The sequence below is a fragment of the Rhodomicrobium sp. Az07 genome (genome assembly GCF_018619475.1).
Classification (GTDB): Bacteria; Pseudomonadota; Alphaproteobacteria; order Rhizobiales; family Rhodomicrobiaceae; genus Rhodomicrobium.
Genome location: NZ_JAHFZG010000014.1, coordinates 21,392 through 35,106, shown reverse-complemented (window position 1 = coordinate 35,106; position 13,715 = coordinate 21,392). Strand labels below are relative to the sequence as shown.

13 protein-coding genes are annotated in these 13,715 nt (G+C 59.8%); 7 read left to right on the top strand and 6 right to left on the bottom strand.

Annotation, left to right across the window (positions count from 1 at the left end; translation table 11 throughout):
* Positions 1–33: 33 nt before the first annotated feature.
* Together KKP04_RS11255 and KKP04_RS11250 are read left to right on the top strand one after the other, a co-directional pair.
* Positions 34–741, top strand: coding sequence for a ParA family protein (locus KKP04_RS11255; RefSeq protein ID WP_215031048.1), 708 nt, complete (start codon positions 34–36; stop codon positions 739–741).
* Positions 725–1,177: a hypothetical protein gene (locus KKP04_RS11250; protein ID WP_215031046.1), complete on the top strand. Its 453-nt coding sequence runs from the start codon at positions 725–727 to the stop codon at positions 1,175–1,177. The genes KKP04_RS11255 and KKP04_RS11250 overlap by 17 nt, the downstream gene beginning before the upstream one ends.
* Positions 1,178–1,281: 104 nt before the next feature.
* Here the strand turns inward: KKP04_RS11250 and KKP04_RS11245 are convergent, their stop codons facing one another.
* From KKP04_RS11245 to KKP04_RS11225, 5 genes are read right to left on the bottom strand one after another with little or no spacing between them, the layout of a single operon-like run.
* Positions 1,282–1,935, bottom strand: coding sequence for a hypothetical protein (locus tag KKP04_RS11245; RefSeq protein WP_215031044.1), 654 nt, complete (start codon positions 1,933–1,935; stop codon positions 1,282–1,284).
* A complete protein-coding gene (locus KKP04_RS11240; protein WP_215031041.1) occupies positions 1,932–2,141 on the bottom strand; it encodes a hypothetical protein in 210 nt (69 codons plus the stop codon). The genes KKP04_RS11245 and KKP04_RS11240 overlap by 4 nt, the downstream gene beginning before the upstream one ends.
* The gene (locus KKP04_RS11235) at positions 2,138–2,335 is read right to left on the bottom strand and encodes a hypothetical protein (RefSeq protein WP_215031039.1); all 198 of its coding nucleotides are present in this window, start codon (positions 2,333–2,335) and stop codon (positions 2,138–2,140) included. The genes KKP04_RS11240 and KKP04_RS11235 overlap by 4 nt, the downstream gene beginning before the upstream one ends.
* Positions 2,332–2,499, bottom strand: coding sequence for a hypothetical protein (locus tag KKP04_RS11230; RefSeq protein ID WP_215031034.1), 168 nt, complete (start codon positions 2,497–2,499; stop codon positions 2,332–2,334). Before KKP04_RS11230 ends, KKP04_RS11235 begins: the two co-directional genes overlap by 4 nt.
* Entirely contained in the window at positions 2,496–2,720 is a 225-nt protein-coding gene (locus KKP04_RS11225; protein WP_215031031.1) for a hypothetical protein, read from the bottom strand. The genes KKP04_RS11230 and KKP04_RS11225 overlap by 4 nt, the downstream gene beginning before the upstream one ends.
* Positions 2,721–3,209: 489 nt before the next feature.
* Between KKP04_RS11225 and KKP04_RS11220 the strand changes: the two genes are divergently transcribed.
* Entirely contained in the window at positions 3,210–4,697 is a 1,488-nt protein-coding gene (locus KKP04_RS11220; protein WP_215031028.1) for an ATP-binding protein, read from the top strand.
* 514 nt (positions 4,698–5,211) lie between these two features.
* Here the strand turns inward: KKP04_RS11220 and KKP04_RS11215 are convergent.
* Entirely contained in the window at positions 5,212–6,096 is an 885-nt protein-coding gene (locus tag KKP04_RS11215) for an ArdC family protein (RefSeq protein WP_215031025.1), read from the bottom strand.
* 348 nt (positions 6,097–6,444) lie between these two features.
* On the opposite strand from KKP04_RS11215, the gene KKP04_RS11210 reads away from it, so the two are divergent.
* From KKP04_RS11210 to KKP04_RS11195, 4 genes are all read left to right on the top strand, one after another.
* Positions 6,445–8,028 carry a class I SAM-dependent DNA methyltransferase gene (locus KKP04_RS11210; protein ID WP_215031015.1) on the top strand — a complete coding sequence of 528 codons (1,584 nt, stop codon included), beginning with the start codon at positions 6,445–6,447 and terminating at the stop codon, positions 8,026–8,028.
* 82 nt (positions 8,029–8,110) lie between these two features.
* Complete coding sequence (locus KKP04_RS11205) at positions 8,111–9,205, top strand: Fic family protein (RefSeq protein ID WP_215031013.1); 1,095 nt, start codon at positions 8,111–8,113, stop codon at positions 9,203–9,205.
* On the top strand, positions 9,205–10,530 hold the full coding sequence (locus KKP04_RS11200; RefSeq protein ID WP_215031011.1) for a restriction endonuclease subunit S: 1,326 nt from the start codon (positions 9,205–9,207) through the stop codon (positions 10,528–10,530). The genes KKP04_RS11205 and KKP04_RS11200 overlap by 1 nt, the downstream gene beginning before the upstream one ends.
* Positions 10,527–13,715 (top strand): type I restriction endonuclease subunit R, encoded by a 3,189-nt coding sequence (locus KKP04_RS11195; RefSeq protein WP_215031008.1) that lies wholly within the window; start codon positions 10,527–10,529, stop codon positions 13,713–13,715. Before KKP04_RS11200 ends, KKP04_RS11195 begins: the two co-directional genes overlap by 4 nt.

Genomic DNA, 13,715 nt, shown 5'->3' with positions numbered 1-13,715 from the left:
GACCATATCTCCTGATGTCCGGATATTGCCTGCATGGAACAACTGCAAGAACGCGCCAGCGTCATCGTCTTTGGGTCTCCCAAGGGCGGCGTCGGCAAATCGACCCTTTGCCTTGCCTTGGCAGGGGCGATCGTCAGGGGTGGGGGCAAGGTTCTGATCCTTGACCTCGACAACAACAAAACCCTCGCCGACTGGTACGAAAAGTATCCCGACGCTGTTCCAGGCCTCACCGTCAAGGCGCTGGCCAGCGACCAGCTAACCGATACCCTCGAATCCCAGGTTGACGCCGGGTATGATTCCATCCTCATCGATGTCGCCGGTTCGGCGGAGAGGGCTCTGTACATCGCCGCCACGGCTGCGGATCTGATCATCACACCCGCCCGCATCAGCGGCCCCGACCTCGTGCAGGCGACGCGGCTTCTGCGTGACATTCGCGCTGTCACGCGCGGCCAGATCAAGAAGATCCCGCACCTCATTCTCCTGAACGATGTGCACCCGCTTCATCCGGCCTATCAGACAGCCGCCGTCGAGCAGATCGATGCGGCCGGATTGCCAAGATTCCGGACGCTCCTTTATAACCGGGCGGCCTACCGGGAAGCCTTCCTCACCGGGAAGCCCCCGCATTTTGCCGACGACACACGGGCTCCCGTCAAAAAGACCATTGAGGAGATCGATGCCCTCCTGGGTGAAGTCCTCGACATCATCAATCCGGAGGAGGCCGTCCATGAACTCGCCGCTTAAACTGAAACGCCGGGATACGTTCAACCTCGGCCTTGGCCCCGCGATGGAAGAGTTCATGGACGAGAAGCAGATCCCGGCGCTGGTGGTGCCCGAGGCTGTCCCTCAGGACGTCGCCGACAGCGCGCCCCGCCAATCCGTGGTGCATTCAATCGCGCCGCAGCCCGAGCCCGTGCGACTCCGGCCGAAGCCCGTCAGGCCGAAAGCCGAGCAGAGCGAGCCCGATGCCGTATCTGGAAAACGGACCTCCATCACGATCTATGCGCCCGAGTATGTCTCAAAGGCCCTCAGGAAACGCGCGTTCGAGAAGGACATGACGGTGACGGCCTATATCCTTCATGCGCTGGCGCTGGCAAAAATCCCGGTGAGGAAGGAAGATCTCCTTTGTGACGGCAGGAAGTCCGACTCCGCCGCTCGGATCGATATCCTGAGGGATTGACGTTTCTGATTCCAGTGCCCTGCTTTGCAGAAGCCCCGCCAGTCGCAATTCTCTCGCCTCCCATAACCCAACTACAGGAAAGCCGGTTCTCACCGGCTTTCTCATTACGGGGGTGCGAACTCGCTCACCCGCAGCCACCGGAACTCCGTCGCCCCGGCATGCTCATGTTTCCACACCAGCCAGCAATACCGTTGCTTCGCGATGTTCGTGGTGGCTTGGGACGGATCGCCGTAGGGCCAGCAGGTGCATTCATCGAGCGCATAGATGACCGCTGGGGGATGGCCGACATAGAAGTCGTGGCGCAAGGGATGGCAAAGGCTCAGGAGGTTGACCAGCATCGCGACCGTGCCCCCGCTCTCGGCGGTCAGCTCCAGCGCGTGCTTCACGAACATATCGGCAAGCCCGCGCCCGTAGGGTGGATTGGTGACGATGTGCTTCGCCAGCGGCTTCCGTTCGGCAAGGAAATCCCGGCCCGGTTCGCCGTAACCGTAATCGACCAGGTCGGTGGACACGACGTCGTACCCGGCAGCAATCAGTTCCGTCGAGATCCAGCCGGTTCCGCACGCAGGCTCCCAGATGGGGCCGTCGAAGCGCTCCACCGAGAGAAGAGCGCGGGTTGCCTCCGGTGGCGTCGGGTAGAACTCATAGGCAGCCCGGTTGGGATGCAGCCTTGGTCCGAACCGGAAGGCGCGGGCGGTTTCGGTGACGAGATGGCGTGTGCGCAGCTCGTGGGGGAGGAGGAGGCGAGGCGTATTCATTGGGCGGCCTCCTCGATGTTCAGCTCCACGCCGCCCTGTTCATCGGAGATGTATCGGGCGCGGTCGGCTTCCGACCAGCCGTAGTAGGTTTCCAGGGCGATGTCTTCGGCAACGTCCCCGTCTTCGGCCCTGACCGTGAACTGAAACACGTTCCGTTCGTACAGGATGATGGTGAAGTCCTTGCAGGAGGGATTAACGGTGCTCATTCGTCGGCCTCCTGTTCGTCAATGATCTCGAAACCGTCGACGCCGCTGGCCTGGCAGGAGAATTCTTCACGACCGTGCCTTTCGTAAGAGGCCCGGGCTTGCGCCTTGGCCTCATCCTCCGAGGCGGCATCGACGCAGATGTTCCAGGTCTCCCACATGATCATCGCGACGGTGTAGTTCTTGATCTGGCTCATTGGGCGTCTCCTTCGTCGTCGTTCCAGCTGTAGACGGGATTATCGTCGAGGTGGTCGTGGGCGAACCAGGCATCGAGCAGGTCCTCCAGCTCCTGGTCGCTGCGTGCCCGGAGCCTGAACTCCGGGAACTGGTCGGCGAGGAAGGCGTAGTCGCTGCGGCTCATCGGGCGGCCTCCCCTTGGGTTTGCGAGTCGGCTTTGTTGGCGCGGATGACGAGGCGTCCGCTGGCATCGGTCGGGATGAAGTCGAGGCTGAGGTTCAGGCCCTCGCCGTCCTCGTGGATCCAGGCGGCGCCGATCTTCGTCCAGTAGGCGCTCTTGCCTTCGCCCCGGATGTGGAAGACGCCGTGGGTGGGCTTTCTTCCGGGTTGCTGCTTGTTGCTCATGATGGGTTTCTCCTTTTGGTTCGAGACCGCACCCTTTGCGGCCTGTCGGGTAAGGAGAGGGACACCGGCCATGAGCGGGCCTGCCAACGGGGAGGGGCATCGCCCGGCTGCACAAGCGTAGCGCGGAAGCTGGGGAAACCCCTTGGCTGGTACGCGCCGGGGTCCAGACCACCCGACATTTCAAGGCCGCTTGGGGAGGATTGCCTCGCCAAAGGAGATCCCGTCAGGGCATCGGCAGCCGGACGCACCACGCTCTTCCTCGGGGGTATGGCATGCCGGAGCCCGAATGAGCGGCGTTCTGGATAAATGGGAAGGTAGGAGAGGGGCGCCTCTGCTGACCCTAAATTGCAGCACCCATTTCGGTGTATGCACTTTCTACGGGCAACAGACTTGCATCATGGGGACTCAGCTCGGATGATGCATCGCCTTGGGACAGATTCGGAAGCGACTCGTCACCACTGTACAGGGGACAACGGGAAATAAAAACGCATGAGCCGCAGCCGCTCTTCGGCACAATTAACAGATCTCGTTCGCGATTTATGCGCTTTGCCTGCAGAAACCGAATGGGCCGAGTTCAAGCACAATAACGAGAACCCAGACGAGATAGGGGAGTACGTCTCCGCGCTGGCAAACTCGGCGGCATTAGTTGATAAGCCGTTTGGATATCTGTTGTGGGGAATCGAAGATGGGACGCACGACATTGTGGGCACTGGCTTTCAATATCGGACCGCAAAAAAGGGCGGTGAAGCGCTTGAGAATTGGCTGTCACGGCTCCTCACTCCGCGCTTGAACTTACGGTTTTGCGAGATCTCTATCGACGGCAAGAATGTAACACTCCTTGAAATTCCCCGGGCCTTTGGTCAGCCGGTACAGTTCCAGGGGCAAGAATACATCCGAATTGGCTCCCAAAAGAAAAAGCTTAAGGAATTCCCTGAAAAGGAGCGGATGCTTTGGCGCATCTTCGAGGGAACTACTTTTGAGGACTTGCATGCCGCTTCTGCCATTGGTGCGGATGACGTGCTTCAGATGTTGGATTATCCGGCCTACTTTGAGCTTCTTAAGCGACCGCTGCCGGAGGGAAAATCCGGTATTCTCGAAACGCTAGAGTCTGATGCCCTTATCATTCGTGCCGAAGGAGGGAGCTGGAATATCACAAACCTCGGTGCGATCCTTCTCGCCAAGCGTCTGGCCGACTTTCCCGGCCTCGGTCGCAAAGCGATGCGCGTGGTCGTTTATAAGGGAACCAATCGCGTTGAAACCCTGAAGGAGCAGGTTGGAGCGAAGGGCTATGCAAGCGGGTTCGAGGGGCTCATAGGATTCATTAACGGCCTGTTGCCCACGAATGAGGTGATTGGGAAAGCATTGCGGAGTGTCGTGCCGATGTTTCCCGCCTTGGCGGTTCGGGAGTTGGTCGCAAACGCCCTCATTCATCAGGACTTCATGGTCACAGGCACTGGGCCTATGGTGGAGATCTTCGATGATCGCATGGAGATTTCAAATCCAGGTGTTCCCCTGATTGCGCCGGAGCGATTTCTGGACATCCCCCCGCGCTCACGAAACGAAAAGCTTGCCGCCTTGATGAGACGGTTCGGTATTTGCGAAGAACGAGGTAGCGGCATCGATAAGGTTGTGTTTGAGATCGAGTTCTATCAGCTCCCCGCCGCTCTTTTCGAAGCACGTGGTGAAAGCACAATCGCCGTACTGTTTGCCCAACGTCCGTTGACGAAAATGGACAAGCTTGATCGCATCCGAGCCTGCTATCAGCATGCCTCGCTGCGATATGTGAGCCATGACTTCATGACCAACACGAGCCTCAGGGAGCGTTTTGGGATCAAAGAGGGCAATAAGGCTCAGGCCTCCAGGTTTATCAAAGAGGCGTTAGATGCCAGGAAAATATTGCCATATGACGAGCATGCGGCGCCCAAGCTCATGAAATATATCCCACATTGGGCACGATCATCCTTAGTTGACAGGTAAACCCGCTTTGCCTCCTGCCCGGCCGCGCTCTCGTATTTTTTTGATGGTACAACAACCGTTTACCCGAAAACTTCGTAGTTGACGGGTAGTTGACTGCGGCCCTTGCGGACGCATCCATCCGCACCTCCTGTTGAGGCTCACAGCGGGCGCCAAGAGGCCTCACAAAGAACGCGGGGGCTTCGATGGCCCGGGTTGAACGAGGTCTTATTCAAGGCGTGGTCCGAGAACCAGCACTGCCGACCTTACGCTCGGGGTATTCACCGGCCGGTGACTGGTCCGGCATGAGAACGCTGTTCAAAACCGCGCACACCTGCTGCCTTGATGCGGTCCCGCACAGCGATAGGTCTGGTCAAGCTCAGGGTGTTATGATTCAACCTGTCGCCGAAAACCTGAGGCCGCTCCATAAATTATGGGCGCGCCCATAATCGTTTAGGTGAGCCCATAAGTTATGGTGGATGAGAGCGATTTTATAGCGAATTAATCCAGATTCTATGTAGATGCCAAAGATTAGCCCTCACGAGGAGGGCTTCACGAGGAAAGCGGCGGCTTCGGCGGCCCGCGCGGATGCGGTGAACACGGCGCGCTTGTCGGATTTCAGAGCCTTGAGCCAGTTCGCGATGTACTGCGTGTGGTCGGGACGCGGCTGCGGGGAGAACCGGAGCTCGGCGCAGAGGAAGGCGCTCGTCAGCTCCGCAATCAGCTCCTCCAGGGCGTAGTCGGGCGACCCGAACTTGTTGCCGAGCTTGCGATTGAGGCGGCGTTCGGCACCGCTCCAGTGCCCGAGCTCGTGGAACAGCACGGAATAGTATGCCTCCGACCGGCACCGATGGGCGGTATCCATGAACAGCCCTTCCTCGGGCATCTGGATGTAATCGGCGGAAGGGCGGTAATAGGCCGCTTCCCCGCCGTGGCGGATGTCGGCGCCGGTGGCGGCAACCACCTCATCCGCACGGGCATTGCGGGCGATCGGCCCGAGGTCTTCCGGCATGGGCGGCAGCTCGAACCCCTCGACCTGGCTCGCGTTGAACACGCGGCTCGCTTTGGCGACCCGGCGCTTGCCGTCGTCATCGGGGTTGGCGGTTTCGGGCTCGACCTCGAACTCCTTGTAGAAGATGACGATGGAGCTCTTGGCGCCCTTCTTCACCTGGGCTCCGAGCTCCTGCCACTGCCGGTAGCTGGCCCAAAGGTTGCGGGTGTATCCGGCAAGCTGGGCTTCGGCCCACAGGGAGACGATGTTGATGCCCCGGTAGCCGTTGCCGGTGGAGGCGTTCTTCGGCAGGAGGCTGTCGAGGCCGGGGCGATGCCACGGCAGGGAGGCTTCCCCGGCGGATTCAAGGGCGGCGACGATGCGGTCGGTGACGGCCTGGTAGACGTCGAGGGAGGGTGCGGCGCGGGTCATGGAAGGTGTCCTTTCCTTCGCCGGGCCTGATTGCCCGGCTCCGCGCCCCGGAAAGCCCGCGCGCGCGGGGACCCGCACCCGTCAGGGCCGCGTCAGCGGAGGGCTTGCCCCTTGCGGGGCGCCGCCGAAGGGCTTAGGCGCTGGGGAAAGCCGGGCAGGTCCGGCGGGAAGGGGACACGGCGGGCTCGCGCGCGGCTCGCCGTTGGGCGGAAGCGCCGTTGATCGGGGCCGAATGAGAGGGGAAGCCGACAGGATAATTGCTGCCAGGCCCTTGCCGGGAATCTTAACCTCTGCCAGAAATGGCATAACTATTTTCAACGCATTGAACAAAGGTGATACTGTTAGGCTATGGCTCGGAAACCAAACGGATCTGCCAAAGCAAAGAACGGCAATGGCGCCAATCTCGGCTTTGAAGCCCAGCTCTTTCTGGCGGCCGACAAGCTCCGCAAGAACCTTGAGCCCTCCGATTACAAGCACGTTGTGCTGGGACTCATTTTCCTGCGCCACATCTCGCAGCGGTTCGAAGCCAAGCATGCGGAACTTCTCGCCGACGATCCGGCCACGGCCGAGGATCAGGACGAATATCTGGCCGAGAACATCTTCTGGGTGCCCAAGGAGGCCCGCTGGGCGCATTTGCAGGCTAACGCCAAGCTCCCGACCATCGGCAAGCTCATCGACGATGCGATGGGTGCCATCGAAAATGCCAACCCGACACTGAAAGGCGTTCTGCCCAAGGATTATGCCCGTCCGGCTCTCGACAAGATCATGCTGGGCGAGTTGATCGACCTGATTTCCGGGATAGCCCTGCATCAGGAAGCGGGGCAGGCCCGCGATCTCCTCGGGCGCGTCTACGAATATTTCCTCGGCGGATTTGCCGGGTCGGAAGGCAAGCGCGGCGGCGAATTCTACACGCCCCGCTCGGTCGTGCGCGTGCTTGTGGAGATGCTCGAACCCTTCCCCAACCCGGCGAAGGGGATCGAAGGGCGCGTCTATGACCCATGCTGCGGCTCCGGCGGCATGTTCGTCCAGGCTGAGCGCTTCTTGAAGGCGCATGGCGGCCGCATCGGCGACCTCGCAATCTACGGGCAGGAAAGCAACTACACGACCTGGCGCCTCGCCAAGATGAACCTCGCGGTGCGCGGCATCGACGCCAGCGGCATCGCCTGGAACAATGAAGGCAGCTTTCTCAAGAACGAGTGGCGCGACAAGCGCTTCGACTTCATCCTCGCCAATCCGCCGTTCAACGTGTCGGACTGGGGCGGCGAACGCCTGAAGGAAGACCCCCGCTGGAAATACGGCATCCCGCCAGCCGGGAACGCCAACTATGCGTGGCTTCAACATATCCTCTGGCAGCTTGCGCCAAGCGGCACCGCTGGTGTGGTGCTGGCCAACGGCTCCATGTCATCCATGCAGAGCGGCGAAGGCGACATCCGCAAGGCAATGGTCGAGGAGGACGTAGTCGACTGCATGATCGCGCTGCCGGGGCAACTCTTCTACTCGACGCAGATCCCGGCCTGTCTCTGGTTTCTGGCGCGAAACAAGAGGAACGGCCGCTTCCGCGACCGGCGCGGCGAGGTGCTGTTCATCGATGCGCGCAAGCTCGGCACGCTGGTGGACCGCACGCGCAAGGAGTTCTCGGACGACGACATCGAGAGGATCGCGAAAGCCTACCACGCCTGGCGCGGGGAAGACGGGGCGGGCGATTACGTCGATGAGCCGGGTTTCTGCAAATCCGCCAAGGTGGAAGAAATCAAGGGCCACGGCTTCGTGCTCACCCCCGGCCGCTATGTCGGCGCGGCGGATGCCGAAGACGACGAGGTGCCCTTCAAGGAGCGTTTCGCGGCGCTTCAGGCCAGGCTGGAGGAGCAGTTTGCGGAAAGCGAGGCTTTGACGGCGACCATCCGAGAACGTCTGACGTTGGTGAGGCCGTGATGTGTCAACGAAGCCGCTATTCCCTGACATATCCCGCTGACATGTTAACAAAAGCCCGTTTCTTTAACATATAAGACCCGACATGTTAAAACCGACGTACTCTATTCCTCCATTGCCCCCGCCCGTGGAACTTGAAACCGTGGCGGTCCTGAAGGCGTTGGCGAAAGCCAATCGGGCTTTGGCGGAGCTTAAGGGACGCGCGGCTGTTATCCCCAATCAGGGCATCCTTATCGATACGCTCGCCTTGCAGGAGGCAAAGGCAAGTTCGGAAATCGAAAACATCGTCACCACGCAGGACGAGCTATTTCAGGCAGAATTGTTTCCGGAAGGACCGGACTCCCCGGCAGCCAAGGAGGTCGCGCTCTATCGCGACGCGCTGAAGCTGGGTTTTGACCGCCTGCATCGGACACATGGTGTCATCGCCAACAATACGCTGATCGCGATGTACCGCCTCCTGAAGGGGCGCGACGACGGTTTTCGGACGACGCCGGGTACCGCCCTTAAGCATGACCGGACCGGCGATACCGTTTACGTGCCGCCGCAAGACGCCAATGAGATCGTGGCTCACATGACCGCGCTGGAGCGATTCATCAATGACGACGAGGCATGCACGCTTGATCCGCTGATCAAGATGACGCTCATCCACCACCAGTTTGAAAGCATCCATCCGTTTTCGGACGGAAATGGCCGCATCGGGCGCATTCTAAATGTGCTCTACCTCACGCGCGCCGGTTTGCTGGATATCCCAAGCCTTTATCTCAGCCGACACATCACCCGGACCAAGGATGATTATTACCGCCTCTTGCAAGCCGTTCGCGACGAGGGCGCCTGGGAAGCATGGGTGCTTTACATGCTGGAGGCGGTTGCGGTGACGGCCCAGACCACACTCGCCTTGATCGAAGGCATTCGCAGCCAGATGGCTGACGTGAAACACCGGATGCGGGACAAGCTCCCGAAGCTCTACTCGCAGGACCTGCTGAACAACATGTTCCGCCACCCCTATACGCGAATTGAGTTCGTGGTGGCGGATCTCGGTGTGACCCGGCAGACGGCGGCCAAGTATCTGGATACTCTGGCCGAACACGGGTTTGTGGACAAACATCATGCCGGACGTGCGAACTACTACATCAACGCGCCTCTCGTGCGGCTCTTTCTAGATGTGTCGGGGGGGCGGTGATGGAGGGGCGTCACGTTATAACAATAGGATCCCTTTGTGAACAAGGACTGGTAGAGCTTCAAACCGGACCTTTCGGTTCCCAGCTCCATGCACATGATTATACAGATCTTGGAATACCTGTCGTTCCGACAGAAGCTATTCGAAACCGACGGATAGACTTATCTTCACTGCCAAAGATTACGCCTCATAAAGCGGGAGAGCTTTCCCGCCATCGATTGATGCGCGGAGATATCCTATTTGCTCGTCGCGGTGTGCAGGCGACAGGACATATCGGCTACGTGCGTGACGCTGAGGATGGCTTTGTGTGCGGAACCGGAGCTATTCGACTTCGAGTAAACGAAAACTCCCGTATTTTAGATGGGGAATATCTTTCCCATGTGCTGGCCAACCCTCAATCAATTCAATGGCTCAAGTTTCATGCGATTGGGGCGACAATGCCCAACCTTAATGAAGGGATTATTCGATCATTTTCTTTTTCACTTCCTCCCTACGCAGAACAACGAATTGTTGCATCGTTTCTGAGTGCCCTTGACGACAAGATCGAGCTGAACCGGCGGATGAACGAAACGCTGGAGGCGATGGCGCGGGCGATCTTCAAGGATTGGTTCGTCGATTTCGGCCCCACGCGCGCCAAGATGGAAGGCCGCGCGCCTTATCTTGCCCCCGACCTGTGGGCGCTCTTCCCTGACAAGCTCGTCGATGACGGCAAGCCGGAAGGGTGGGCTGTCGACCGCCTTCTCAACCAAGCTCGCCTTGTTTCGGGCGGAACTCCAAAAACGGACGAGTCAGCTTACTGGAACGGCTCTATACAATGGGCTAGCGCCAAAGATGTTAGTCAATGTGCAAATACATATTTAATTCAAACCGAGCGCTCAATTACTGAGGCCGGTCTCGAAAACAGCGCAACGCGAATAATCCCAAGATTCGCAACGGTGATGGTCGCAAGAGGAGCCACAACCGGCCGTTACTGTATGTTCGGCGGCGATATGGCGATGAACCAGACGTGCTATGCATTGGCCTCCGGGCGTCCATTTTTCATCTACTGTGCATTTAGCTTCCTGGTCGATGAACTCGTATTCAACGCGCATGGTTCCGTGTTCGACACCATAACAACTCGTACAATCGAAGCAGCGACGCTTACTGTGCCTTCCTCAGAAATGCTTAATAAATTTGAGAAAGTCGTTGAGCCACTGTTCATGAGGATTCTTTTGAATCAAAATGAAAATTGTTCACTGACTCAAACCCGCGATCTCCTTCTCCCCAAACTGATGTCCGGCGAAATCCACCTTCGCGAAGCGGAGAAGCTTGTGGAGGCAGCAGCATGAGCACCTTCAACGAAAACCACGTCGAAGAAGCAGCCATCGCCTATTTGCAGGAGCTTGGCTACGGCTACAGGCCCGGCCCCGAAATCGCTCCCGATACCAACGCTTCTGAACGGCTCAGCTATGGCGACGTGTTCCTGCTTGCGCGCCTCAAGAGCGCCATTGCAAGGCTCAACCCCGCCATCCCGCCCGACGCGCGCGACGACGCCCTGCGCCGCCTCCAGCAGGCGGCATACCCGGACCTCATCGACGAAAACCAGCGCCTGCATCAATTTCTCATTGAGGGCGTGCCGGTCCAGTTTTACGGCGAAGACGGCGTCCTCAAGGGCGATGCCGTCCGCCTGATCGATTTCGATGATGTGGAGGCAAACGACTGGCTCGCCGTGAACCAGTTTACGGTCATCGAGAACAAGGCCAACCGCCGTCCCGACGTGGTGATTTTCATCAACGGCCTGCCGCTCGCCGTCGTGGAGCTCAAGAACCCCGGCGATGAGAACGCCACGCTTGAGGGGGCGTTCAACCAGCTTCAGACCTACAAGGCGCAGATCCCGTCGGTTTTCCGCATCAACGCCGCGCTTGTGATTTCGGACGGTTTGAACGCGCGCGTCGGGTCGCTCACCGCCGACCGCGAGCGGTTCATGCCGTGGCGGACCATCGACGGCCAGGATGTGGCGCCAAAGGGCACACCCGAGCTTGAAACCACCCTCAAGGGCGTCTTCGAGAAAAGGCGCTTCCTCGACCTGCTGCGCGATTTCATCGTCTTCGGGCAGATCGAAACGAAGGACGGCCAGAGCGAGACGGTGAAGATCCTCGCGGGCTATCACCAGTTCCACGCTGTGCGCGAAGCCGTGAAGAGCACGGTGGCCGCGACGCGGCCGGAAGGGGATCGCCGCATCGGCGTCATCTGGCATACGCAGGGCTCCGGCAAGAGCCTCCTCATGGCGTTTTACGCCGGGCAAATCATCAAGCACCCCGCGCTCGCTAACCCGACGCTCGTGGTGCTGACCGACCGCAACGATCTCGACGATCAGTTGCTCGGCACATTCGCCATGTGCAAGGCGCTGCTGCGGCAGACGCCGGTGCAGGCGGATTCCAGGGCGAAGCTTCGGGACTTGCTTGATCGGCCATCGGGTGGGGTGATCTTCACCACCATCCAGAAGTTCTCGCCGGAAGACGGAGAGCGGGATTTTCCGCTGCTCACAAACCGCCACAACGTCGTCGTCATCGCCGACGAAGCGCATCGCAGCCAGTACGGGTTCAAAGCCAAGGTCGCGGCCAAGACCGGCGAGATTTCCTACGGCTTCGCCAAATACCTGCGGGACGCATTGCCGAACGCCTCCTTCATTGGCTTTACCGGCACCCCGATTGAAGCGACCGATGTCAACACACCGGCGGTCTTCGGCCAATACATCGACGTTTACGACATCAGCCGTGCCGTCGAGGATGGCGCCACCGTCCCCATCTACTACGAGAGCCGTCTGGCGCGGGTGGAGCTTGCAGAAGACGAGAAGCCGACGATTGACGCAGCAGTTGCTGCAGAGACCGAGGACCTTAGCGAAGCCGATGAGGCGCGCCTCAGCAAGCGGCTGTCATCGGTGGAGGAAGTCGTCGGTGCGCCGAAACGCCTCCGCCTGATCGCGGCTGACCTGGTCAAGCATTTTGAAGAGCGGGTCGCGGCCCTGAACGGCAAGGCGATGATTGTCTGCATGAGCCGCCGCATCGCCGTCGCCCTCTATGAGGAGATCGTCAAGCTGCGCCCTGAGTGGCACAGCGATGACGATGAGAAGGGGGCCATCAAGGTCGTGATGACGGGAGCGGCCTCCGATCCGGCCTCCTACCAGCCCCATATCGGGAAACGGCCCAAAGCCCGGCGTGACCTCCTCGCCAAGCGTGCAAAGGCAGCTGACGATCCGTTGAAGCTCGTCATCGTACGCGACATGTGGCTGACCGGCTTCGATGCCCCGTGCATGCACACAATGTATATCGACAAGCCGATGCAGGGACACGGCCTGATGCAGGCCATCGCGCGGGTCAACCGGGTGTTCCGCGACAAGCCCGCCGGGCTCATAGTCGATTACATCGGCATTGCGCAGAACCTCAAATCGGCACTGAATCAATACTCCACGCAGGACCGCACGCAGGTCGGCATCGACGAAGGCGAGGCCGTCGCCGTGATGCAGGAGAAGTACGAGATCGTGCGGGCGATGTTCCAGCCCGATACGGCGGGCGGCTTCGATTACCGGCCTGCGCTGGAAGTCGACGGCAGCGCTAAACTGCGCCTGGCGACGATGGCCGGGGCGATAGATTGGGTCCTCGGCCTCCAGCAACGCGATGCCGCGCGCGAAACCACCGAAGAGGGTAAGAAACGAGCGCTCCGGCGCCTCGACGATGTGGTGCTGAATCTGGGAAAGGCGTATGCGCTGGCCGCTGCGAGTGAGGAGGCTCAGGAAATACGGGATGAAGTGGGCTTCTTCCAGGCCATTCGGGTGGCGCTGAGCAAAAGCACCCCCGGCACCGGGAAGAGCCTGGCCGATCGGGAACTCGCCATCCGGCAGATACTCAGCCGGGCGGTTGTCTCGACGGAAATCGTGGACATCATGGGCGCCGTCGGGATGGAGACCCCGGATATTTCCATCCTTTCGGATGAGTTTTTGGCCGAGGTCCAGAACCTGGACAAGAAGAACCTCGCGCTGGAGGCCCTGCGTAAGCTTATAAATGGGGAAGTCCGGGCGCAGGCGCGGGTCAATGCTACCCTCTCGAAAGCGTTTTCAGAGCGGCTGGAGGAAGCCATCGCGCGCTACCACAGCAACGCCCTCACGACGGTGCAGGTATTGGAAGAGCTGATCAAGCTCGCCAAGGACATCAAGGCAGCGCGTCAACGTGGTGAGGAGACGGGCCTTAATGAACAGGAGATCGCTTTTTATGACGCTCTGGCCGAGAACCAGAGCGCGCGGGAACTCATGGGCGAGCCGAAGCTGAAGGTCATCGCCTTTGAGCTCCTCAACAGCCTCAAATCCAATATCACGGTCGACTGGATGCATCGCGACGCCGCGCGTGCGCGTCTCCGCGTGCTCGTGAAAAAGATCCTCCGCAAGTATGGATATCCGCCAGATTTGCAGGATTCTGCGGTTCAGACCGTGCTTAGGCAGGCGGAGTTACTTTCTGCGTCGTGGGCTCAGGCCGCATAA